This window comes from Rhizomonospora bruguierae (genome assembly GCF_018397995.1).
GTDB lineage: Bacteria > Actinomycetota > Actinomycetes > Mycobacteriales > Micromonosporaceae > Rhizomonospora > Rhizomonospora bruguierae.
On record NZ_BBQH01000015.1, the window covers coordinates 166,557 to 188,370 of the forward strand.

The window sequence follows — 21,814 nt, forward strand, 5'->3', positions numbered from 1 at the left end:
CATGACGACGCTCAACTTGGCCGCGACCACCACGCCCCTCGCCGCGCTGGACACTGACGAGCACGGCAACTGGGTGCTCACTCTCCCCGACGGCGAGCGCCGGCAGCTCAACGCCCACCGCCACACCCGCGCCGCCGCCGAAGCCGGACACCTGCTGTTCAGCCTCGGCTACCAGCTGATCGGCGGCTGGGTGTGGGACGCCGGCGCCGCCATGGCCGGCGTCCGCCGCGTTTCCCGCCACTACGCCTCCCTGTCGCCCGCCGCCATCCTCCACGGCGCCCGCGACCTCATCAGGCGGTACGGGTTCTGGCGGGGCGGCTTTGGCGCCTACAACATCGGCTTCTCGCTCGAGGGCGCCATCTACGAGATCGCGGCCTTCCGCATCGACGACCTCAACCTGCGGGACGCCGACACACCCGAGGACCACGCCCGCTGGAACGCCGCCGTGGAGGCCATCCAGGCGATCGCCCGCACCCTCGGCGAGCAGCGACCCTCCCGGGCGCCCGGCCGCGTCTATGACACGTCGGAGCGACTGAACGCCGCGCAGGCGGACGCGCTGCTGCTGCGCACCCTCGGCGAGCAGTTCGAGGGTGAGCTGGTGCGGGCACGCGGCGGAGAGCGGGTGTCGGCATGAGCTGGCACACCAAGCCTCAGTGCGCCTTCGACCTCGAGTCGACCGGCATCGACGTGGAAACGGAGCGGGTGGTCACCGCCTGCGTCGCCGTCATCAAGCCCACCCCGGTCCCGCCGTGGGACATCGACATCCGGTCGCACCTCATCGACCCCGGCATCGACATCCCCGAAGGCGCCACCGCGGTGCACGGCATCACCACCGCCTACGCCAAGGAACACGGGCAGCCGCCCGCCGAAACCCTCGACGTGGTGGCCGGCGACCTCGCCCTGGCTATGCGCAGCGGCATGCCGGTCGTCGGCATGAACCTGGCCTACGACTTCACGCTGCTCGACCGGGAGTTGCGCCGCTACGGGCTGGCCGCCCTGCCGGAGCGGCTGGGCCGCGCCATCGGGCCCGTCATCGACGTGTACGTCATCGACAAGGCCATCGACCCGTTCCGGCGGGGCAGCCGCAAGCTTGTCAACCTCTGCGAGCACTACGGCGTTCGCATCGACGGCGCCCACGACAGCACCTTCGACGCGCTGGCCTCCGCGCGGATCGCGTTCCGCATCGCACAGCGCGCGCACATGGAGCCCGACGCCCTGGCCCGACTGTACGCCGACCGGCGCAAGCCGCAGGAGATCGTGCGGGCATTCGCCGCGCTACGCCGCCTCACCCTCGCCGAACTGCACGACCGGCAGAAGGTGTGGCGCCGCGAACAGCAGGAGTCGCTCGCCGACTACCTGCGCGGCCAGGGCAAAGACGCCTCCGACGTCGACGGGTCGTGGCCGATGCGGCCCTGGCGGGAGCCGGCCGTGGCGGGGGAGGTGCGGCCGTGATCGCGCCCGCCATCGAGATCAAGGTGTACGGCCAGCCGGCGCCGCAGGGGTCCAAGAGCTTCAGGGGCATCTGGGGCGGCAAAGCCATCCTCACCGAGTCGTCCAAGGCGGTGAAGCCGTGGCGCGACGCGGTGCGCGCCGACGCCATCTTCGCCCTCGCGCAGCGGACCGGCGACAGCTGGACGCCGCTCGACTGCCCGCTGGCTGTGGAGATGGTCTTCACCATGCCGAAGCCGGCCAGCGCGCCCAAGCGGCGGCGCACCTGGCCCAGCCGCATGCCCGACCTGTCGAAGCTGGCCCGCTCCACCGAGGACGCGCTCACCGACGCCGGCATCTGGCGGGACGACGCCCGCGTCGTCGAATACCGCCGGCTGGCCAAGGTCTACCCGGGCGAGGACGTCGACGCCCTGAGCAGCCCCGGCGTCGTCATCCGCATCCACGCGATCGGCGAGACGGCGCCGGGCGGCGACGACATGGGCATCGGCCGCCACCACGGCTACCGCGACCCCAGCCGCACATGTCCGACCACGCCCGCGACGCCGTCATCGCCGGCCTCGAAGTCGCCTACCGCACGGCCGACAAGGAGCACTGACCCATGACCAGCCCCACGCACGGCCACGTCAACCTGCTCGACCTGATCACCAAGGATCTGACTCTGCCCGACGGCTGCGACCGGTGGGCCATCCGCACCGTGTACCCAGACATGCGGTCCAAGCACGGCTACCGCTGGCCTTTCCCCGGCCAGTGGGCGGAAGCGCCCGGCCCGCTCCGCACCAACAATACCGACGGCTGCCCGGACGGGGTGGGTGACGGGATCTGCCTCGCGCACACGTGGCGGGGCATGCGCTCCGGTGGCGTCCCCGCCATCACCCTGCTTCTGTGCGCCTACACCTCGGCTGATGTGCTCGGCGAAACCACGAGCGAGCAGAAGATCCGCGTCCGCCGCGCGCACGTGGTCGACGTGGTCGACGGGGCCCGGCTGATCCGTGAGCACGGCACCCGCGCGGACCTGGCCGGCGCGGACCTGGCCGGCGCGTACCTGGCCGGCGCGTACCTGGCCCGCGCGTACCTGGCCGGCGCGGACCTGGCCGGCGCGTACCTGGCCGGCGCGTACCTGGCCCGCGCGTACCTGGCCGGCGCGTACCTGGCCCGCGCGTACCTGGCCGGCGCGTACCTGGCCCGCGCGGACCTGGCCGGCGCGGACCTGGCCCGCGCGGACCTGGCCGGCGCGGACCTGGCCGGCGCGGACCTGGCCGGCGCGGACCTGGCCGACGCGGACCTGGCCGGCGCGGACCTGCGCGGCGCGGAGTACGACCGGCGGACGGTGTGGCCGGGCGGGCTCGACCCGCAGGCGCGTGGCGCTGTCCTGGTCGGCGGTGCCGCCCGATGACCGCCGCCGACGACATCGACGCCATCCGCGCCCGCGCCGCAGCGGATCACGGTGGCGGCATGAGCGGCACCCTGACCCGCGACATCACCACCGAGCCCACCGACGGCGGCATGACCACGCCCACCGGCCTCACGTTCCGTGTCGAACCACGGCCGTTCGCCTCCGCTGTCTCGTTCGTCGCCAAGCACCTGCCCACCCGACCCGAGGTGCCCGTACTCGCCGGACTGCTGCTCGACGTCGCAGACGGGCAACTCACCGTCGCCGGCTTCGACTACAACATCGCCACCCACGCCGAGGTCGACGTCGTCGGCGAGTGCGCCGGGCACGTCCTCGTCTCCGGGCGGCTGCTCGCCGAAGTAGGCAAGACGTTCCCCGACAAGCCCGTCGACGTCCGCGTCGACGACACCCGGGCGACCATCACCTGCGGCGCCGTCCGGCTGGGCCTGCCACTGATGAACGTCGAGGACTACCCGACGCCGCCCGGCGCGCCCACCACCATCGGGACCGCGACCGCCGCCGACATCGCCGCACTCATCGAACGGGTCAGCCTCGCCGTCGACCGGTCGGGCACCGGCGGCATCAAGGCGTTCCACGGCATCCATCTCCGGTTCGACTCCCAGCGCATCACGGCGCACGGCACCGACCGGTTCCGCGCGGCCACCGGCCACATCGGATGGAACGCCGACCTGACCAAGCCGATCAGCACGCTGGTACCCGCGCCCATGCTGCTGGACATCGCCCGCGCGCTCGACGGCGCCGACACTGTGACCATCGGCGCGGACGAGCACCTCGTGTCCTTCGCCATCGCCGGCCGGACGATGATCGCGCGGCAGCTCAGCGAGACCTACCCGGCGCAGGTGGAGGCCATCTTCCCTGCCCGGGTGGCCGCGCCCGCAGTGGTGCCGGTGCCTGACCTGCTGGTCGCAATGAAGCGAGCCGACCTCGTGCGCGCCCCCAAGTCGCCGGTGATGCTCACCTTCGCCGCCGGCCAGCTCGCGATCGCCGCCAAGGGTGAGGTCGCGGACACCGGCGACGCCATCGACTGCCAGTACGACGGGCCGGAGCTGACGCTCGGCATCAACCCGCAGTACCTGGGCGACGCGCTGGCCGGGTTGCGCGCGGATACCGCCGAGATCTCGTTCACCGACGCCCGCCGGCCCGTCCTGCTCACCATCCCCGACGACACCGGCGCGGAGCCGGCGTACCGCCACGTCGTCGTCCCCATCCAGACCGTCCGCTGACCCGAGGGTGCAACCATGACGACTGCTGAGACGACCTCCGTCACCGCCACCCCCACCGATGACAACCGGGAATGGCTGGTCGGCATCCTGCCCAAGAACGCCCACCAACGCCACCACCATCACCTTCCCCTACGGGGCCGGGGTGGTGGCGCGCTGATGCTGCTCTGCGACCGCGACCTCAAGCTGGCCGTCGACGGCGGGTGGCTGGGCGTCCACCCGTACGAGCCGGAGCTGGTGCAGCCGTCGTCCATCGACGTGCGGCTCGACGAGCAGCTGCTCGCCTGGCCGCCCGGGGACACGGCCATCGACCCGAGCCGCCCCCAGAAGATGCTGAGCGTCACCATGCGCGAGGAGGACCACTACCTCCTGCGGCCCGGGCGGATGGTGCTGGGCTCCACCATGGAGCGCATCACCGTGGCCGACGACCTCGCCTGCCGCGTTGAGGGCAAGTCGAGCCTCGGCCGGCTGGGCCTGGCGGTGCACGTCACCGCGGGGTTCATCGACCCCGGCTTCGACGGACACGTCACCTTAGAGATCGTCAACCACGCGCCCCGGGCCATCGTGCTGCGCCCGGGCATGCGTATCGGGCAGCTGTGTGTCTTCGAACTGTCCGGCAAGGCGGAGCGGCCATACGGCGCCGATGGCGTCGGCCACTACCAGGGGCAGCGCGGACCCACCCCGTCCCGGTCGCACATCGGATGGCGGACGTGGCCCACCGCGCCGGCGCCGGCGCCGGCGGCGAAGGTGACCGGCCGTGACTGACCTCCCCTACACCGACTTCCTGGCCGCGAAAGCGCAACTGGCGGCCGGCGCGGGGCTCGATGTCGACCCCGCCGAGGTTCACCCCATCCTCAAGCCGCACCAGCGCGACGCCGTGGTGTGGGCGATCCGTGGCGGGCGGCGAGCCATCTTCGCCGCGTTCGGGCTCGGCAAGAGCATCATCCAGCTCGAGGTCGCCCGCCTCGCCCTCGCCAAGCTCGGCGACGGCAAGGCGCTCATTGTCATCCCCCTCGGCGTCCGGCAGGAGTTCGTGCGCGACGCCGGCAAGCTCGACCTCGAGGTCACGTTCATCCGCCACACCAACGAGGCGGCCGACGACGGGATCTACCTGACCAATTACGAGTCGGTGCGGGACAGCCGGCTCGACCCGGCCGCGTTCCAGGTCGCGTCGCTGGACGAGGCCGCGGTGCTGCGCTCGTACGGGTCCAAGACCTACCAGGTATTCCTCAACCTCTTCCGGCAGACGCCGTACCGGTTCCTCGCCACCGCCACCCCGTCCCCCAACCGGTTCAAGGAGCTGATCCACTACGCCGGGTTCCTCGGCGTCATGGACACCGGCCAGGCCCTGACGCGCTTCTTCCAGCGGGACAGCACCAAGGCGAACAACCTCACGCTGTACTCGCATAAGGAGCGGGAGTTCTGGCTGTGGGTGGCGTCGTGGGCCCTGTTTATCCAGCGGCCCAGCGACCTCGGCTACGACGACGCCGGCTACGACCTGCCGCCGATCGAGGTCGTGTATCACGAGATCAGCGTCGATCACTCGCTGGCGACCGTCGACCGGGACGGGCAGGGCCGGCTGTTCCGCGGTGGACCGCTCGGCGTGAGCGATGCCGCCCGCGAGAAGCGGGACACCCTCGCCGCCCGGGTCGCCAAGGCCGTCGAGATCGTCGCCGCGTCCCCGGACGACCACTTCATCCTCTGGCACGACCTCGAGGACGAGCGCCGTGCCATCAAAGCCGCCATCCCGGAAGCCGTCGAGGTGTTCGGCAACCTCGACCTCGAGGTCCGCGAACAGCGCATCATCGACTTCTCCGACGGTAAGGTGCGCCTGCTCGCCACCAAGCCGGAACTGTCCGGCAGCGGGTGCAACTTCCAGCGCCACTGCCACCGCGCCATCTTCGTCGGCGTCGGGTTCGGCTTCCACGACTTCATCCAGGCCGTCCACCGCATCCACCGCTTCTTGCAGGGCAAGCCGGTGCGCATCGACATCATCCACGCCGAGTCCGAGCGGGAGATCGTGCGCACCCTCCAGCAGAAGTGGGCCAGGCACGAGGATCTGACCAGCCGCATGAGCGACATCATCCGCGAACACGGCCTCTCCCACTCGACCATCGCCGCGGAGATGACCCGCAGCATCGGCGTCCAGCGGCGGGAGGCATCCGGGCCCGGCTGGTTGGCGATCAACAACGACTGCGTCGACGAAACCGCCTCGATGGCGGACAACAGCGTCGACCTGATCATCACCAGCATCCCGTTCAGCAACCACTACGAGTACACGCCGTCGTACAACGACTTCGGCCACACCGACGACAACGCCCACTTCTGGGCGCAGATGGACTACCTGACGCCGCAACTGCTCCGGGTGCTGGCGCCAGGCCGCATCTACGCCTGCCACGTCAAGGACCGCATCCTGTTCGGCGCGGTCACCGGCGCCGGCGTGCCCACGGTGTCGCCGTTCCACGCCGAGGCGATCGCGCACGGGATCAAGCGGGGGTTCGACTACATGGGCATGATCACCGTCGTCACCGACGTGGTCCGGGAGAACAACCAGACCTACCGGCTCGGCTGGACGGAGCAGTGCAGGGACGGCACCAAGATGGGGGTCGGCTCCCCCGAGTACATCCTGCTGTTCCACAAGCCGCAGACCGACCGCAGCAAGGGCTACGCCGACACGCCCGTCGTCAAGGACAAGGCGTCGTACACGCGGGCCCGATGGCAGACCGACGCGCACGCGTTCTGGCGGTCGTCCGGCGACCGGCCCCTCACTCCCGAAGAGCTGGCGCAGCTACCGCTCGACCAGATGTCGCGACTGTTCACCGACAACAGCCTCCGCCAGATCTACGACCACGAGGCGCACATCGCGCTCGGCGAGGAGTTGGAGCGGCAGGGCTCCCTGCCGGCCACGTTCATGTCCCTGGCGCCCGGCTCCCACCACCCCGATGTGTGGCACGACGTCAACCGGATGCGCACCCTCAATGGGGAGCAGGCCCGCAAGTCGCTCATGCAGCATGTGTGCCTCGCGCGGGATTCGCTGGTGCTCACCCGCGGCGGGTACAAGCCGATCCAGCAGGTCCAGGTCGGGGAACTGGTCCTGACGCACAAGGGCCGATGGCGGCCGGTTCTGGCTGTGCAGAACACCGGTGTCCGTCCGGTCATCCAGCTCCACGCCCAGGGTGTTCCCGGACTCACTCTCACCCCGGACCACAAAGTGTGGACCCGTGATGTGCGGCGCTTCGCCCGCAAGGCGGACTACGCGCGCCGCGTCGAGCCAGGTTGGGTTGCCGCTGCGGAGACCGTGGGGTCGTACGTCAACCGGAAGCTGCCGCCGGTCGAGATGCCCGGCGTGGCGGACCTGGATGTCTGGTGGATCGTCGGCCGCTGGCTGGCTGACGGGCACCGGGAGGCCCACGGCGGGCTGGTCATCTCATGCTCGGAGCTCGAGGTCGATGAACTGCGAGCGCGACTGGGCCGGTTCGGCGGCAACTCGTTCCGCCGAGCCGGCGAGCACTGCCACCAGGCCCTACTCCGCGACCCAGACCGCGTGCTGCGGAACATCACCAAGGCATGCGGCATGGGGGCCGCCGGGAAGCACCTCCCGCCGGATGCCTACACCCTGCCTGCCGAGCACGCCAAGGCTCTGCTCGACGGTTATCTGTCCGGCGATGGCCACTTCCTGCCCGAGCGGCAGCGGTGGACCGCCAGCAGCGTTTCTCGGGAACTGCTGCTCGGCATGGCCTCCCTGGCGCAGCGTGCCTACGGCGCGGCGGCCAGCGTCTACCCTGGCCGGCCGGCTCGCCGCGGCACGATCGACGACCGCGAGGTCAGCATGCGAGGCGACTGGATCTTCTGTTTCGACCTGCCCGACGCGCAGCGACGGAAGAAGTCCCTCGTCCTTGATGACGGCGCCTGGATGAAGGTCCGTTCCGCCGAACCGGCCGGCGAGGTGGAGACGTGGAACCTGCGAGTCGCTGAGGATGAGAGCTACACCGCCGAGGGAATGGTCGTCAAGAACTGCCCGCTCCAGTTCGACATTGTTGAGCGGCTGATCACCCGGTACAGCAACCCCGGCGAGACGGTCTACGACCCGTTCGGCGGGCTGATGACGGTGCCGTACTGCGCGGTGAAGATGGGCCGCCGCGGCGTCGGAGTAGAGCTGAACCCCCAGTACTTCGCCGACGGCGTCGCCTACGTCGACGCTGCGGCCCGCGAGATGGCCGCCCCCACGCTCTTCGACTTCGTCGACGGCGGTCTGGATGGGGCGGAGGCAGCCTGAGTAATGATCATCAATTTCGAAGGAGCGGCCTGATGGCCAACGAAACCACCCTGACCGTCATCGGCAACCTGACCCGTGAACCCGAGTTGCGGTTCACCCCATCCGGCGCCGCCGTCGCCAAGTTCGCGGTCGCCTCCACCCCACGCCTCTTCGACAAGCAGTCCGGCGAGTGGAAGGACGCCGACCCGCTGTTCCTCAACTGCAGTGCCTGGCGGCTTCTCGCGGAGAACATCGCCGAATCCCTGACCAAGGGCGCCCGCGTCATCGTCACCGGCCGGCTGCGGCAGCGCTCGTACGAGAAGGACGGCGAGAAGCGCACCGTCTACGAGCTCGAGGTGGACGAGATCGGCCCCTCCCTGCGCTACGCCACGGCGAAAGTCCAGAAGGTCGCCTCCGGCAACGGGGGTGGCCGCGCCGCACGGGGCGACGACGCGTGGGCGAACGCCACCCCAGCCCGGCCGGCGGCGTCCGGCAGCCAGGGCGGCTTCGACGACAACCCGCCTTTCTGATCATCGACCACGAGAGGACCGCGCACCCGTGATCACTATTCCCACCGGCGAACTCGTCGGCCTGCTCGGCGACGTCGTCCCCTTCGCCAGCCCCGACAAGGACATGCCCAACTACAACGTCGTCCGCCTCGAATGGGACGGCGAGATGCTGCACGCCCTCACCTGCGACACCATCCGCATCGGCTGGTCGTCGTGGCACCCCGACGCGGCCGGCGCTGCCCCGGACCCGTTCTGAGGTGCCCGATGACCATCACCGCCAACGCGCCCCACCATCTGCGCCCACGCCGCGTGACGCGGACCATCGCCGACGACGGAATCGTCGACGACCTGGCCATCGACCTCGCCCTCACCGGACGCGACGACATCCGCCTCACCGGGTTGGAGCGGTGGCACGCCGTCCACCGCGGCCTCGAACGCGGCATGGCCATCAACGCCATCCGGCTGGCACTGCACATCAGCCACGAGGTGGCCAAGCAGATCGCCGCACAGCCCGAGCCGGGCACGCCACCACGGCCAGCCGTGGCCGCGGCCGCGTGACCCACACCCACCGCCCGGCGCGGTCCCCTCGCCCCGGGGACCGCGCCGCCAGCACCAGGAGGCCGAGGTGACTGTGTCCTCCAACGCACGCCACCGCGATCGGCGAACCCGCCACGCCGACCAGCAGGGCCGGCATGGCGAAGCCACCGGCACGGTCACCCCGCTGCCCGCCCCGCCGCTCGACGGCGAGCCGATTGGCATCGACCAGGTGGCGCAGGCCGAGCGCGCGGTGCTCGGCGGCATGCTCGCCTCACCCACCGCCGTCGACGACGCGATCACCCGGCTCACGTCCTCCCACTTTCGCGAGCCGCGGCACGGCAGCATCTTCACCGCCATCATCGCCAACTTTGCCGGCGACGCCCCCACTGACGCCAACGCAGTCATGCTCACCCTCGCCGACGAAGGCGAACTCATCCGCATCGGCGGCGCCCCCTACCTCACCGAACTGCTCGCCGCGTGCGACAACCCCGCATCCACCGGCTGGTACGCCGACCGCGTCGCCCGCTACGCCGCCGCCCGCGAAGTCGCGGTCATGGGTGCCCGGCTGTCCCAGGCCGGCCAGAGCGCGGACATCGACCGCATGGCCGAGGTGTACGAGCAGGCACGGGAGCTGCTCGCCGCCAACCCGCTGGACGCCATCGGCGGCCGGCCCACCGGCACCACCATCGACCGGTTTCTCGCCGCCGACGTGGATGAGGAAGACGACCACGACTGGATCATCCCCGGCCTGCTGGAGCGCCGCGACCGCGTCATCCTCACCGGCGGCGAAGGGTCCGGCAAGTCGACGTTCGGCCGGCAGGTGGGCGTGTGCGCCGCCGCGGGCATCCACCCGTTCACGCTGGAGAAGATCGACCCCATCCGGGTGCTCATCCTCGACCTGGAAAACAGCGAGCGGCAGCTGCGCCGCGAACTACGGCCGCTGGTCATAAAAGCCGGCGACGCGCTGGACCCCGCCAACCTGGTCATCGAGGTGCGGCTGGCCGGGTTGGATCTGCACGGCGGCGAGGACCGGCCGTGGTTGGACAAGCTGATCGGCGCGGTCAAGCCCGACCTGGTGATCACCGGCCCCATCTACAAGATGGCCGACGGCGACCCCACGGAGGAAAAGTACGCGAAGGCGGTGGTCACCTGCCTCGACCAGATGCGCGAGCGGCACGGCTGCGCGCTGTGGATCGAGGCGCACTCCGCGAAGGCCGTAGCTGGGGTGAAGAAGCGGTCCATCGAGCCGTACGGCGCCAGCCTGTGGCTGCGCTGGCCGGAGTTCGGGGTGCACCTGGCGCCGGAGGGCGACCTGGAGCACTGGCGGGGGCAGCGCGAGCAGCGGGAGTGGCCATCGCTTTTCAGTCGCGGTGGGGCGTGGCCGTGGACGGCGACCAGCAACGAGCTGGAAGTGAAGTTCCGCCAGATCAAGAATGCGCGTTTCGCTTTCGGGCGGCCTATGTCGATGCGCGATATCGAGGTGGCGACGGGAATCTCCAAGTCGACGGTGGCGCGTGTGCTGAAGCGGTTCGCCATTGAGTGGGCTCAATTCAACGCGACCAACCCGGGCGAGGATGACGTCTGATGCGCACCGCCTCTGACCTGCGGTTTCGGGGTGTCCCACTGCTGTCCCACGGGTGGGACGCCTTACGTGCCAACGGTTTCCGCCGCTGTCCCACGTGTCCCACGCTGTCCCACGGAGGTGTCTCACCGGTGCTGACCTGCGAAAACATGCACTGTCCCACGGCTGGGACAGTAAACGCTGTCCCACGCGACCAGCGATCTTGGGCGCAACGCTCTGACCTGCGGCGTCTCTCGATCAAAAACGAGTTGATCTTAGGTGTCCCACCCAAGATCAAACTGTGGGACAGCGGGTCGAGCAGCCAAAACACGGCCTGTCCCACAAGATCAAAAAGTGGGACAGCTTATGAAACAACTGTCCCACGCTCACCCTCTTACGAGGGGAAGCGCCGCTCCAGCGACGGCGCGCTCCCCCCCGTAGGGAGGGGCGCGACGAATGGAAGTGGAATGGAAAGCGACAAAGGCGCGACGGAAAGCGCGCGCCACCCCTCCACCCGCTTTCTCGACGGCTGCCCGGCGTGCTGGGTGCGCAACAACGAGCCCCGGAAAACAACCGTCGTCGGCGACAACGCGCGGTGCGAATACGGGTGCGGGTGCTGCGGCCACCGCTGGGCGACCAACTGGTCGGTACGGGCGGCGGGTGCGGCGTGACGACGAACCCCATGAATCCGATCTCCCTGGTGAACAGCAACGGCCGCTGCACGAAGCGTCGCAAGGACGGCGAGCCGTGCAGGGCGATGGCGATCGCCGGCATGGATGCGTGCCGCCGACACGTGGGCATGGCGCCGGCCGCGGCCCGGGCGAAGGGCGCGGTGGTGGTGGAGATTCACCGCTGGGGCCTGGGCGACACCACCGTGGACCCAGGCGAGGTGCTGCTGCGCCTGGTCACCCAGTCGGCGGCCCGGGTCGAGCTGTATAGCCGGCTGCTGGGCGAGGCGTTCGACGCGGCGGAGCGGCTGCGGGAGGCGCACGCCGCGCAGGTCCTGCTGGCGTCGGAGCGGCCGACGGACGCGGCTGAGGAGCACCCGGCGATGCAGGCGGCGCACGCCGACCTGGAGCGCGTGTTCGCCACAGGTGGCGTTGGCGCCTTGATCGGGCATCGGTACGACGCGGACCGGGATGGCCGGGTGTACCCGGTGGACGAGGGCATCCGCGGCCTGGCCAAGTTGGAGGCCGAGGAGCGCGACCGCTGCGCCAACTTCGCCACCAAGGCCGTCGCCGCCGGGCTGGCTGAGCGGCAGGTGCGCCTCGCTGAACGTCAGGGCGCGCTACTGGCCGCGGTCATCCAGGGCGTGCTGCGGGACCTGGGGGTGCTGGACGACCCGCGGGTGCCGGCGTTGGTGGCGCAGCACGTGCAGGCGCTCACCTCGAGCGGCCGGGTGATTGAGGGGCGGGCGTCGTGACCGCCCACCGTCGCCCGCTGCGGCCCGCTCATTTCGCCGTAGAGCGTTTGGGGGTACCTGAGGTACGCGGAGCGGCGTTCTCGGCGCTCCTGGCGCGTCTGGGGCCCCTTGGCGCCACGGTTCTGCGTTCGACCGACCCCCAGATTCGCGCCGCCGTGGTCCGCCACGTGGTGAGCCGAGCCATCCGACGCCGGGCGGCGCGTCGTTTGCCGATCGCCCACCCGGCCCGGGTGGGCGTCCGTCAGGGATGGCCATTGCGCCGGAGCGGTGACGCCGTGGAGCGCCGAACGGGCCCTCGCCCATACCTCGGTGAGGGTCAGGCCCGTGAGGGCGGATCTTGCACAACCCCTGCGGTCGCCAGAACGGCGGCCGCGCCCACCACCCAACCCCCCCGAAGGAGAGTCATGACCTTGACCCGTACGGCCGCGGCACTCGCTCTCGCCGCCGCCCTCATCGTCGCCGCCGGTGGCTGCGACGCCCAGCCCGACCGCCCGTCGCAGGGTGGCCGGGTCGACCCGAACCCCACGTCGACCGCCGACGGCCGGTATTGGACTCTCCCCACCACCACCACCGAAATGGCCCTGTGATCGCACCCTGGCCCGCATCGCCGTAGCGCTCACCGTCGCCGTGGTCCTCACCGCGGCCACCGCCCGGTGCGGACACCACCGCAGCCACACCGCCCCGGTCGGCACCGTCGCCGGCCGGTACTGGACCTGATCCGAGCCTGACCCACAACCATCGAAGGAGCCCCATGACCACCGAGCACACTGCGACCGCTGAGAGCGATTCTGAGGCGTTGGGGGGCGCTCACGGCGGGCGGGAGTGGCACCCCCTGGTGCTCGACGCCCTCACCGGAGCCCTAGCCCGCGCCGGGCGGATGGTCACCCACGCCGAGCGGCAGGCGGCCACCACCGCCATCCTCGACGCCCTGAGCGGCGCCGGGGCGCTGCTGTCACCCGGCGCCGAGACCGTCACCGAGTGCCAGATCGACTGGGTCGACGAGCGCTCACCCCACGGCCGGTCGGACGGCGCCGCCTACCGGTGGCGGGTCGACACCGCCGCCGGGCACCTCGCGGACGTCATCGCGGCGCGTGCCGAGCTGCGGCAGGTGCCCGTGATGATCCGCCAGCGGACCGTGTCGACGTGGCCGGATGGCCTCACCGTGACGGGCCGGTGGATCGCCCGATGACCGACGTGGACGAGCCGCCGGCCGAGCCGCCGGCCCCGGCGAAGGTGGTCATCTCGACGCCCGGCGTCTCGGTCTGCGTCGAGGCGCCCGAGCCGGCCGCGACGGTGCTCGCCCTGGCCCAGCACGCCCACCAGGAGGCGCAGCGCCGCGCCAACCAGACAGTGATCGGAGGCTATCTGTGAGCGCACGAAGGGGGCGCAGGCCGCCCGCTGCCCGACGCCACCCGCCGGGGACGCGCGCAGGGCTACCCCGATCCCGCTCCCGCTGTCCCGTCTGCCTGCCCGAAGGAGCCCGCCATGGCCGTTGAGCCGTGCACGAACATCCTGCCGCACCAGCCGCACCACCGAAGCGGAACCGACAACTGCCCCGGCCGCGCCGTCCCAGCCTGGGACGCCGAAGCGCCCGATCGCGATCGCTACTTCGCCCCCGCCCCCCGCCCCGTCGAGTCCCGGGAGGACCGGATGGCCTTCGCCACCAACAACCCCACCCCGACCGCCCCTCGTACCCATGTCACTGACGGGGAGGTCGCCGACCTGACCCGCCGCGCCGAAACCGCCGAACAGCAGCTGGAAACGCCTGGCTGACCGTCCTGTAGCTCGGGGTGCACGCCGCATCCCGGGATCACACCCCACGCCCCGAAGATTCGGCCGCGTTCGACGCCAAATTTGGGCGGGCACACCATGGCTGACGTGCGTGTCACCTGCGGGGCCGACGCCCGGGCGATCCTCGCCGCGATCGGACAACGCACTCCGGAACGGGTCGCACATGACCGGCGCGAACCTGGCGTTCGACCTGCTGTGCGAGCGGCTCGGCGTCGACCGAGACGCACTGGAGTTCCGCCCGGACTGGGCCCGGGCGCAGTCGGCCCGCCCCGCTAACCTCGCGATCAGCACCAGGCTCGCCCCGGGATGGGGCAACCCCACCACCGCCCCACCGTCGGAGGGACCCCATCCCGTGAGCGTGCCACCCCGGCTGCCTGGCAGCCTCGCCGACCTCGCCGTCGACCTCAGCTCCCGGCGGCCGGCCGCCACCCTCGCCAGGCCGGTCCGCGTGTTCGGATGGGTGTCCGACTTCCAGGGCTGCGGTTACTACCGCATCGCCCTGCCCCTGTCCGCGCTGCCCGCCGACCGGTTCCGCACCGCCGTCGACAACACGCTGCCCATGGACTTCTGGAACCACCTCGACGTGGTGGTGGGCCAGCGGGTGTGCAAGCCGGGCACCAGCGGCCTGTGGCAGCAGATCTGCCGGCACTCCGACGTCAAGGCCGTGTTCGAGCTTGACGACGACCTGTGGAACGTGGACCCGTCCAGCCCGGCCGCGTACGCCCTGTATTCGCAGCCGGAGATCCGCGACAACCTCACCCGCAACGTCGCGGCCGCCGACCTGGTGACCGTGTCCACCGAGCAACTGGCCGAGCGGATCCGCCCGATCAATCCCAACGTGGTGGTGATCCCCAACTACGTGAACGCCGAGCTGCTCACGCTGCCCCGCCCAGAGCAGGGGCACGTCCCGGTCACCATCGGCTGGGCCGGCTCCCCGACGCACGCCATGGACTGGGCGGTCGCCAAGCGGGAGATCGTCCGCGTGATCAACGCGCCGGACTCGCTGGCGCGGATGGCGTTCATCGGCGCCCGCTTCCCCGAGGGCATGCCCCGCGACCAAGTGGTGTGGGTGCCATGGCAGATGGACATGGGTCGCTACTACGACCACCTCCTGAGCACCTTCGACGTGGGGATCGCGCCGCTGGCGCACCACCCGTTCAACAGCTGCAAGACCGGAATCAAGGCGCTCGAATACGCCGCTGCCGGCATCCCCACGGTGGCCAGCGCCGAGCCGCCGTACGAGGGATTCGTCCAGCAGGGGGTGACGGGCTTCCTGGTGCGGCAGCCGCACGAGTGGGGCCGGTTCCTGCGGCAGCTGGTCAACGACCGGGACATGCGGGTGGCGATGGGCGCGGCCGCCTTCGAGCAGGCCAAGCAGTGGACCATCCAGGGCAACATCGGCCGGTGGGTGGAGGCGCTGCGATGAGCGCCCCGACCGGCCCGGTGGTGATCACGCTCCTGGGCGGTCCGCGCGACGGCGAGGAGTGGAAGCTGTCCGAGCTCCGCGAGCGGTACCTGTTCCCCGTCATGCGGGCAATGCCGTTCGTTCCCGACCCCGGCGAGCGGGAGGCGTGACCCATGATCTCCGTCCTGCTCCCGTCCCGCGGCCGCCCGGCGTCGCTGCGCCGCGCCATCCACTCGCTGCTCGACAACAGCGCCAACCGCGCCATCCGTACCGACCACCCGGGCTGGACGGCGATGCCCGGCGCGCTGCCCGAACCACTGCCGCCCGTCATCGAGGCGCCGCAGATCCTGGTGGCCGCCGACCCCGACGACCCGGCCACCCGCGACGCCGCCGAACGGCTGGGCGCCCAGGTGCTGGTCACCCCGCGCCGCTACGGGTATGGGGAGCTGCACCGCTACCTGAATGCCCTCGCCGAGCAGGCGGAGGGGGAGTGGCTGCTGCTGTTCAACGACGACGCGGTCATGCGCACCCGGGACTGGGACCAGGTCATCCTCGGCCAGCCGGCCAACGTGATGGTCGCCGACCTGCAGTCGCAGCTGAGCCCGGAGTTCTGCTGCTTCCCTGCCGTCCGCCGGGTGGCGCTCGAGGTGACGGGCGGCGTCTACTCGCCGCACACCCCGCACGCCGACTCGTGGTGGCAGGACATCGGCCGCCGGTCGGGCACCATCCGCGCCGTCGATGTCCACGTGCACCACGACCGGTTCGACCTCACCGGCGGCCACAACGACGCCACCTACCGCGAGGGCCGCGCCGGGCCGGGCCTGCGTGACGCCCAGTACTTCACCCCCCGAGTGCAGGCCGCGGTGGACGCCGCCGCAGCGGCGGTGCGGGGGCTGGCCGCATGACCACCGCGCTCATCACCGGCGGCGCCGGCTTCGTCGGCGGCTACCTGCGGGAGCATCTGCGCGCCCAGGGCTGGGAGACCGCCTCCTTCGACCTGCGCGACGGCCACGACGTGCGCAGCTACGAGCAGGTGCGCTTCGCCGTCGACGCGCTGCAGCCCGACTACGTGTTCCACCTCGCCGCCCAGGCGTACGTCGCCGAGTCGGGCATGGACCCGGAGCGAACCCTGGCGGTCAACGTGACCGGCACCCACAACCTGCTGCTGGCGCTGCGCAACACCGGCTGCCGCGCCCGGGTGCTGCTGGCCGGCACCAGTGAGGAGTACGGGTACGAGCACCAGCCCGGCCCGGAGGTGACCGAGGACAGCCCCACTCGGCCCACCACCGCGTACGGTACGTCGAAGTTGGCCGCCACCCACCTGGGCCTCGTCTACGCGCAGGCGTACGGCATGCCCATCGTGGTCACCCGCGCGTTCAACCACACCGGGCCCGGCCGGCCGCCGCAGTACGCCGACTCGGCGTTCGCCCGCCGCGTCGTCGCGGTGGAGCGCGGCCAGGCGGCGGTGGTGGCGCATGGCAACCTGGAGGCGGTGCGCAACTACACGGATGTGCGAGACATCGTCCGGGCGTACCGGCTGGCCATCGACCTGCCCAGCGGGATCTACAACCTCTGCTCCGACTACACGGTGCCCATGGCGTGGATCCTCAACACGCTGCTGGGCGCCGCCGAGGGCACGGTGCCCACCCGCCAGGATGACGCGCTGTGGCGGCCCTCCGGCTCGGCGGTGTTCCACCCGCCGTCCGCGGTCCGGTTCCACGCGCTCACCGGCTGGAAGCCGCAGATCCCGCTGGAGCAGACCCTCGCCGAGGTGCTCGACTACTGGCGGGGGCAGCCGTGACCGCCCGGGTGATCGACGCCTGCCGGGCGTGCGGTGGCCGCGCGCTGGTGGAGGTGGCGAACCTCGGCGAGCAGTATCTCAGCGATTTCAGGGACGATGAGGTGCGCCCGCCCCGGTATCCGCTGGTCGCCTACTGGTGCGCGATCTGCAGCCTGCTCCAGCTGGGCCACACCGCGCCGGCCGCCGAGATGTACCACCCCCGCTACAGCTTCAAGTCGGGGGTGAACCCGGCGATCGCTGCCGACCTCGCCGACGTGGTGCGCTACGCGCTCGCGGCCAAGCCGGACGCCGAGGCGTGGCTGGACATCGCCTCCAACGACGGCACCCTGCTCGCCGCGGTGCCACCCGCCATCTACCGGGTGGGCGTCGACCCCCTCGCGCAGTTCGCCGAGGAGGCGGCGCGGCACGCCGACCGGATCGTGGTCAGCTTCTTCCGGCCCGAGTTCCTACCGAAGTGGCACTTCGATGTGATCACGTCGGTGTCGATGTTCTACGACGTCGACGACCCCAACGCGTTCGTCGCTGGCGTGAGGCGGGTGCTCGCCCCGGATGGCGTCTGGGTGATCCAGCAGAACTACGTGGGCAGCATGCTGACGGCCGGGTCGGTCGACAACATCAGCCACGAGCACCTGACGTACTGGTCGCTGCGATCTCTGTCGCGGCTGCTCGGCCGGCACGGGCTCGAGGTGGTGGACGTCCAGCTCAACCCGATCAACGGCGGCTGCTTCCGCACCCTCGTCTGCCGCAAAGGCGATCGCCCGGTGCAGCCGTCGGTGGCCGCGCTCGCCGCCGCCGAACGGGCGCAGGGCCTGGAGCGGGCGGAAACCTACTGGCGGTTCGCCGACCGGGCGCGCGACACCCTCATCGAGTTGGCCGCGCTGGTCGCGGGCATCAACGACCGGGGTGAGCGCGTGTATGTGTACGGCGCGTCCACCCGCGGCGGCACCCTGTGGCAGGCGGCCGGCCTGACCGAGCGCGATCTGCCGTTCGTGGTGGACCGCAACCCGGCGAAGGTGGGCCGGCGGATGTCCGCGCTCGGGTCGCTGATCATCTCGGAGGAGCAGGCGCGGGTCGCCCGGCCCCAATATTTGCTCGTGGGGCCGTGGTGGTTTGCCGACGACTTTAGCGAAAGGGAGAGTGAATACCTTGAGCGGGGCGGAAAAATGATTATTCCGCTCCCCCATCTCAAGGTGGTAGGTCGTTGAAGACATGTAAGCGGTGCGGTGATCTGAAGCCGTTAACCGAGTTTCATAGAAAGGCTGGCACAAAGGACGGCCTCTCCTATCGATGCAAGGCATGCAGAGTGGAGAAGGCGTCGACCTCTCCCGGCACCGCGTCAGGTGGCGACCGGTGACCGGGGATCCGCCGGCCGCGCAGCCGCCGGCGGCCCGCGCCCGCTGCTACCACGCCGACCACGAGGGCGAATGGCACGAGTTCACGGCGGCGGAGGCCACCCGCCTGTTGGAGCTGATGAGCTTCGACATGGGGTGGGCGGACAGCGAGCCGCGCTGCCTGCGGCGCGTGCTCGAGGTGGTGGGGTTGGGATGATCGTCGTCGGCGCCACAATGACCGGCTTCGCCACCGGGCGGCCGGAAACGTGCCTGTCATGGCTGCGGACCGCCGAGGCCCTGGCCGACTCCCACCCGGACGGGGTGCGGTTCTTCGCCGCGCTGGAGCTGGACGGGCGCGGACGCCCGCCGTTTGAGCCGGTGTTCAACCGGCTCCACCGACTGGGCGGCGAATGGTGGACGTTCACGCTGGACGATGGCCGCACCGAGGTGACCAGCGGCAACCGCTACAGCCATATTTGCGCCGGCCGCAACCTGATCACCGACTACGCGCTCAGCGCCGGTGCCAGCCACATCCTGCACCTGGATGCGGACATGTGCCCGCCGCCGGATGCGCTGCCCAAGCTGCTGACACTCGATCACCCACTGGTGGGCGGGGAGGTGCCCACCTACAACCTGCGCGGGCCGGCTGTCGCCCAGTACCCGTTCCGGGTGGAGTCGCACATGAACACCGCCGGCTTCCTGCTGGTCGAGCGGTCGGTGTTCCGCCGGCTGCGCTGGCGCTGGGACATGGACGCCGGCATGAGCGACGACCCTTGCTACCACGCGGACGCCCGGGAGCTGCTGGGCGTGGAGACGTATGTCCGCAAGGACGTGATCGGCCGGCACTGGCCGGAGAACATCCCGCCACTGGAGGGCCGCGGCTACGACCTGCGGGTGGTGCGCTGACCGTCAGGCGCTGTCGGGGTCGCCCGGTACCGTCAAGTCGTGAGCTTTGCTGGGGTGCGGTGAGGAGGGCGCCCTCGCTGGGCCTGAGGTGGCCAGCGGGGGCGCTCGCGCTCCCATGTCGCGTTGCGAAGACTGTCGTATGGGGGCGCTATGGTGCCGACCATGACAACCACCGACCCGCAGGCTGAGGCGCAGAACGTGACCGATACCCGCGACGCTGTTTTGAAGGCCATCAAGAAGGCTGCCGACAGGTACGACCCAAGCACGTTGTCCGCTGGCTCCGTCCGCGACCTCGCCGAGGCATTCGCGCTCGTCACCGGGACCAAGGAGCCCGGAACTCGCCCGATCGTGAACGTCAGGAAGTAGTTCCCGGCCCCGACTGCTGGCTCATGGCCGAACGTCGGGGCCGCGCCGTATCCTGATCACCAGCCGCCGCCCGGGCGGCGCAACCCGCGACGGGTCAAGGAGCAGCTGCGATGGCTACAGCCATCGGCGGCGCCCGCCGTCGCCGAACCCCAACCGCCACCGCCCCGACGGGCGGCGGATCATGCTGACTGCCAGCGGCCTCGACGCCGCTGCATGGGAGGCGTGCGCCCGCCTGTTCACGCCCGCCATCGAACTCGACATCCCCGACCCGCCCACCTGGGTGGACCCCGCCATCGACTCCGACACCTTCGACCCGCAGGCGTACCTCGCCGGCTTCGACGGCCTGCTCGACAGCCCGGAAAGCCGTCGCGCCGCCACCGTCCGCGACCCGCTGCTGTTCGCCCTCGTCTACCTGTCACAGCACCTGGCCGGTGACGCCACCGACGGGCAGATCACCTTCGCCGACCCGCACCTCGACTGGTGCCGTCGTGCCCGCGGCTGGCTCACTCCTGCGGCCGAGCCCCGGTCGCAGCGGCACGCCGAGATCGCGCCCCGGGAGACCGGCAAGTCGACGTGGTGGTTCCACATCCTCGTGCTGTGGGCCGCCGCCCACGGGCACGTGCACTTCGCCGTCGCGTTCGCAGACTCCACCGGCCAGGCGGAAACCCACCTGTCCACGTTCAAGCGGGAGCTGGAAACCAACGAGCTGCTGCGCGAGGACTACCCGGCGCTGTGCACCCCGGCCCGCCGCCAGTCGGGCACCACCCTCGCCGACCGGCAGGGAATGCTGCACACGCAGGGCGGATTCGTGTTCGCCGCCCGGGGCATCGACTCGTCCAACCTCGGGCTGAAGGTTGGTAAGCGCCGTCCCGACCTCATTCTCTTTGACGATGTAGAACCGGACGAATCGAACTATTCCGCGTACCAGGCGGAGAAGCGGCTGAGCACCATCGTCGACGCCGTCCTGCCCATGAACATCTGGGCGCGCGTTGTGCTGGTCGGCACCGTCACCATGCCCGGCTCCATCGTCCACCAGCTGGTGCGCGCGGCGGCCGGCGACCAGCCCGAGCAGTGGATCGTGGACGAGCGGTTCCAGGCCCACCACGCCATCCCCATCGTCACCCGCCCCGACGGGTCCGAACGCTCCATCTGGCCGGCGAAGTGGCCGCTCGAGCTGCTCAACCAGATCCGGCACACGCGCAGCTACAAGAAGAACTTCGCCAACGACCCGGCGGGCGCCGACGGCGGCTACTGGACGGCCGACGACTTCACCTACGACGAACCCGAGGGCAGCACCGGGCAGCTGCTGAGTATCGACCCGGCGGTCACCACCAAGAAGACCTCCGACTACACGGGCATCGCGATCATCGACTTCATCCCGCCGCGCACCCAACGGACGCTCACCGGCACCCGGCAGACGGCGCCCGCCCGCTGCGTCGTCCAGTTCGCGCAGCAGGTGCGGCTTACCGGTTCGCCGCTGCGCGAGCACGTGCTCCGCCTGTTGGAGCAGTGGCCGCTCGTCCGGGGCGTGCTGGTGGAAACCAACCAGGGCGGGGAGAACTGGGCGGACATCCTGCACGGCCTGCCCGTCCGCCTCTACACCGTGCACCAGACGGTGAAAAAGGAAGTCAGGGCCGCCAACCTGCTCAACCAATACCAGGTGCGCCCGCCCCGGGTGGTGCACGCCCGGCCGCTGCCGCGCCTGGAAGAACAGATGTGCGCGTTCCCCCGGGGGCCGCACGACGACATGATCGATGCGACGGGCGCTGGCGTCGAGCGCCTGCTACGCCCGCCCAAGGCCCGGACCGAGACGGTCTACCCCCGATGACCCCACACTCCGAGAGGTAGA

The 21,814-nt window shown here is 70.8% G+C and carries 25 protein-coding genes; all 25 read left to right on the top strand.

Translation table 11 applies throughout. The annotated features are described in order from the left end of the window. Position 1: 1 nt before the first annotated feature. The 25 genes from KJS59_RS07405 (at position 2) to KJS59_RS07525 (ending at position 21,793) form a co-directional block, all read left to right on the top strand. Complete coding sequence (locus KJS59_RS07405; RefSeq protein ID WP_213451554.1) at positions 2–634, top strand: DUF6197 family protein; 633 nt, start codon at positions 2–4, stop codon at positions 632–634. Next, positions 631–1,452, top strand: a complete 822-nt coding sequence (locus KJS59_RS07410; RefSeq protein WP_213451555.1) for an exonuclease domain-containing protein — start codon at positions 631–633, stop codon at positions 1,450–1,452. The genes KJS59_RS07405 and KJS59_RS07410 overlap by 4 nt, the downstream gene beginning before the upstream one ends. Continuing rightward, positions 1,449–2,051 carry a RusA family crossover junction endodeoxyribonuclease gene (locus KJS59_RS07415; RefSeq protein WP_213451556.1) on the top strand — a complete coding sequence of 201 codons (603 nt, stop codon included), beginning with the start codon at positions 1,449–1,451 and terminating at the stop codon, positions 2,049–2,051. Before KJS59_RS07410 ends, KJS59_RS07415 begins: the two co-directional genes overlap by 4 nt. Next, on the top strand, positions 2,048–2,842 hold the full coding sequence (locus KJS59_RS07420) for a pentapeptide repeat-containing protein (protein ID WP_213451557.1): 795 nt from the start codon (positions 2,048–2,050) through the stop codon (positions 2,840–2,842). The genes KJS59_RS07415 and KJS59_RS07420 overlap by 4 nt, the downstream gene beginning before the upstream one ends. Next, a complete protein-coding gene (dnaN, locus tag KJS59_RS07425) occupies positions 2,839–4,083 on the top strand; it encodes a DNA polymerase III subunit beta (RefSeq protein WP_213451558.1) in 1,245 nt (414 codons plus the stop codon). The genes KJS59_RS07420 and dnaN overlap by 4 nt, the downstream gene beginning before the upstream one ends. 156 nt (positions 4,084–4,239) lie before the next feature. After that, entirely contained in the window at positions 4,240–4,845 is a 606-nt protein-coding gene (dcd, locus tag KJS59_RS07430) for a dCTP deaminase (RefSeq protein ID WP_213451629.1), read from the top strand. Continuing rightward, a complete protein-coding gene (locus KJS59_RS07435) occupies positions 4,838–8,356 on the top strand; it encodes a DNA methyltransferase (protein WP_213451559.1) in 3,519 nt (1,172 codons plus the stop codon). The genes dcd and KJS59_RS07435 overlap by 8 nt, the downstream gene beginning before the upstream one ends. Positions 8,357–8,388: 32 nt before the next feature. Then, entirely contained in the window at positions 8,389–8,865 is a 477-nt protein-coding gene (locus KJS59_RS07440) for a single-stranded DNA-binding protein (protein WP_213451560.1), read from the top strand. A 28-nt stretch (positions 8,866–8,893) separates the two neighbouring features. Then, positions 8,894–9,100: a hypothetical protein gene (locus tag KJS59_RS07445; RefSeq protein ID WP_213451561.1), complete on the top strand. Its 207-nt coding sequence runs from the start codon at positions 8,894–8,896 to the stop codon at positions 9,098–9,100. 8 nt (positions 9,101–9,108) lie between these two features. After that, positions 9,109–9,402 (top strand): hypothetical protein, encoded by a 294-nt coding sequence (locus KJS59_RS07450; RefSeq protein ID WP_213451562.1) that lies wholly within the window; start codon positions 9,109–9,111, stop codon positions 9,400–9,402. Positions 9,403–9,469: 67 nt separating this feature from the next. Further along, a complete protein-coding gene (locus KJS59_RS07455) occupies positions 9,470–10,966 on the top strand; it encodes an AAA family ATPase (protein WP_213451563.1) in 1,497 nt (498 codons plus the stop codon). 658 nt (positions 10,967–11,624) lie between these two features. Continuing rightward, the gene (locus tag KJS59_RS07460; protein WP_213451564.1) at positions 11,625–12,365 is read left to right on the top strand and encodes a hypothetical protein; all 741 of its coding nucleotides are present in this window, start codon (positions 11,625–11,627) and stop codon (positions 12,363–12,365) included. 404 nt (positions 12,366–12,769) lie between these two features. Continuing rightward, positions 12,770–12,952, top strand: a complete 183-nt coding sequence (locus tag KJS59_RS07465; RefSeq protein ID WP_213451565.1) for a hypothetical protein — start codon at positions 12,770–12,772, stop codon at positions 12,950–12,952. Between the two features lie 164 nt (positions 12,953–13,116). Then, entirely contained in the window at positions 13,117–13,554 is a 438-nt protein-coding gene (locus KJS59_RS07470; RefSeq protein ID WP_213451566.1) for a hypothetical protein, read from the top strand. Then, a complete protein-coding gene (locus KJS59_RS07475) occupies positions 13,551–13,736 on the top strand; it encodes a hypothetical protein (RefSeq protein WP_213451567.1) in 186 nt (61 codons plus the stop codon). Before KJS59_RS07470 ends, KJS59_RS07475 begins: the two co-directional genes overlap by 4 nt. Before the next feature lie 114 nt (positions 13,737–13,850). Next, complete coding sequence (locus KJS59_RS07480; protein WP_213451568.1) at positions 13,851–14,138, top strand: hypothetical protein; 288 nt, start codon at positions 13,851–13,853, stop codon at positions 14,136–14,138. Positions 14,139–14,319: 181 nt separating this feature from the next. Next, positions 14,320–15,582, top strand: a complete 1,263-nt coding sequence (locus KJS59_RS07485; RefSeq protein WP_213451569.1) for a glycosyltransferase — start codon at positions 14,320–14,322, stop codon at positions 15,580–15,582. Further along, positions 15,579–15,731 (top strand): hypothetical protein, encoded by a 153-nt coding sequence (locus tag KJS59_RS07490; protein WP_213451570.1) that lies wholly within the window; start codon positions 15,579–15,581, stop codon positions 15,729–15,731. The genes KJS59_RS07485 and KJS59_RS07490 overlap by 4 nt, the downstream gene beginning before the upstream one ends. Positions 15,732–15,734: 3 nt before the next feature. After that, complete coding sequence (locus tag KJS59_RS07495) at positions 15,735–16,466, top strand: glycosyltransferase family 2 protein (protein ID WP_213451571.1); 732 nt, start codon at positions 15,735–15,737, stop codon at positions 16,464–16,466. Next, on the top strand, positions 16,463–17,362 hold the full coding sequence (locus tag KJS59_RS07500) for a GDP-mannose 4,6-dehydratase (protein WP_213451572.1): 900 nt from the start codon (positions 16,463–16,465) through the stop codon (positions 17,360–17,362). The genes KJS59_RS07495 and KJS59_RS07500 overlap by 4 nt, the downstream gene beginning before the upstream one ends. After that, positions 17,359–18,567 carry a class I SAM-dependent methyltransferase gene (locus KJS59_RS07505; protein WP_213451573.1) on the top strand — a complete coding sequence of 403 codons (1,209 nt, stop codon included), beginning with the start codon at positions 17,359–17,361 and terminating at the stop codon, positions 18,565–18,567. The genes KJS59_RS07500 and KJS59_RS07505 overlap by 4 nt, the downstream gene beginning before the upstream one ends. A 145-nt stretch (positions 18,568–18,712) precedes the next feature. Continuing rightward, positions 18,713–18,910: a hypothetical protein gene (locus KJS59_RS07510; protein WP_213451574.1), complete on the top strand. Its 198-nt coding sequence runs from the start codon at positions 18,713–18,715 to the stop codon at positions 18,908–18,910. After that, positions 18,907–19,599: a hypothetical protein gene (locus KJS59_RS07515; protein ID WP_213451575.1), complete on the top strand. Its 693-nt coding sequence runs from the start codon at positions 18,907–18,909 to the stop codon at positions 19,597–19,599. The genes KJS59_RS07510 and KJS59_RS07515 overlap by 4 nt, the downstream gene beginning before the upstream one ends. A 162-nt stretch (positions 19,600–19,761) precedes the next feature. Beyond that, positions 19,762–19,965 carry a hypothetical protein gene (locus tag KJS59_RS07520; RefSeq protein ID WP_213451576.1) on the top strand — a complete coding sequence of 68 codons (204 nt, stop codon included), beginning with the start codon at positions 19,762–19,764 and terminating at the stop codon, positions 19,963–19,965. A gap of 181 nt (positions 19,966–20,146) precedes the next feature. Beyond that, positions 20,147–21,793: a hypothetical protein gene (locus tag KJS59_RS07525; protein WP_213451577.1), complete on the top strand. Its 1,647-nt coding sequence runs from the start codon at positions 20,147–20,149 to the stop codon at positions 21,791–21,793. The last annotated feature ends 21 nt before the right edge of the window (positions 21,794–21,814 follow it).

Coding starts and splice junctions, on each gene's coding strand:
- KJS59_RS07520 (WP_213451576.1), top strand. CDS start 19,762: ATGACAACCACCGACCCGCAGGCTGAGGCGCAGAACGTGACCGATACC.
- KJS59_RS07460 (WP_213451564.1), top strand. CDS start 11,625: ATGAATCCGATCTCCCTGGTGAACAGCAACGGCCGCTGCACGAAGCGT.
- KJS59_RS07405 (WP_213451554.1), top strand. CDS start 2: ATGACGACGCTCAACTTGGCCGCGACCACCACGCCCCTCGCCGCGCTG.
- KJS59_RS07420 (WP_213451557.1), top strand. CDS start 2,048: ATGACCAGCCCCACGCACGGCCACGTCAACCTGCTCGACCTGATCACC.
- KJS59_RS07475 (WP_213451567.1), top strand. CDS start 13,551: ATGACCGACGTGGACGAGCCGCCGGCCGAGCCGCCGGCCCCGGCGAAG.
- KJS59_RS07440 (WP_213451560.1), top strand. CDS start 8,389: ATGGCCAACGAAACCACCCTGACCGTCATCGGCAACCTGACCCGTGAA.
- KJS59_RS07470 (WP_213451566.1), top strand. CDS start 13,117: ATGACCACCGAGCACACTGCGACCGCTGAGAGCGATTCTGAGGCGTTG.
- KJS59_RS07485 (WP_213451569.1), top strand. CDS start 14,320: ATGACCGGCGCGAACCTGGCGTTCGACCTGCTGTGCGAGCGGCTCGGC.
- KJS59_RS07495 (WP_213451571.1), top strand. CDS start 15,735: ATGATCTCCGTCCTGCTCCCGTCCCGCGGCCGCCCGGCGTCGCTGCGC.
- KJS59_RS07525 (WP_213451577.1), top strand. CDS start 20,147: ATGCTGACTGCCAGCGGCCTCGACGCCGCTGCATGGGAGGCGTGCGCC.
- KJS59_RS07410 (WP_213451555.1), top strand. CDS start 631: ATGAGCTGGCACACCAAGCCTCAGTGCGCCTTCGACCTCGAGTCGACC.
- KJS59_RS07490 (WP_213451570.1), top strand. CDS start 15,579: ATGAGCGCCCCGACCGGCCCGGTGGTGATCACGCTCCTGGGCGGTCCG.
- KJS59_RS07480 (WP_213451568.1), top strand. CDS start 13,851: ATGGCCGTTGAGCCGTGCACGAACATCCTGCCGCACCAGCCGCACCAC.
- KJS59_RS07450 (WP_213451562.1), top strand. CDS start 9,109: ATGACCATCACCGCCAACGCGCCCCACCATCTGCGCCCACGCCGCGTG.
- KJS59_RS07515 (WP_213451575.1), top strand. CDS start 18,907: ATGATCGTCGTCGGCGCCACAATGACCGGCTTCGCCACCGGGCGGCCG.
- dcd (WP_213451629.1), top strand. CDS start 4,240: ATGCTGCTCTGCGACCGCGACCTCAAGCTGGCCGTCGACGGCGGGTGG.
- KJS59_RS07465 (WP_213451565.1), top strand. CDS start 12,770: ATGACCTTGACCCGTACGGCCGCGGCACTCGCTCTCGCCGCCGCCCTC.
- KJS59_RS07500 (WP_213451572.1), top strand. CDS start 16,463: ATGACCACCGCGCTCATCACCGGCGGCGCCGGCTTCGTCGGCGGCTAC.
- dnaN (WP_213451558.1), top strand. CDS start 2,839: ATGACCGCCGCCGACGACATCGACGCCATCCGCGCCCGCGCCGCAGCG.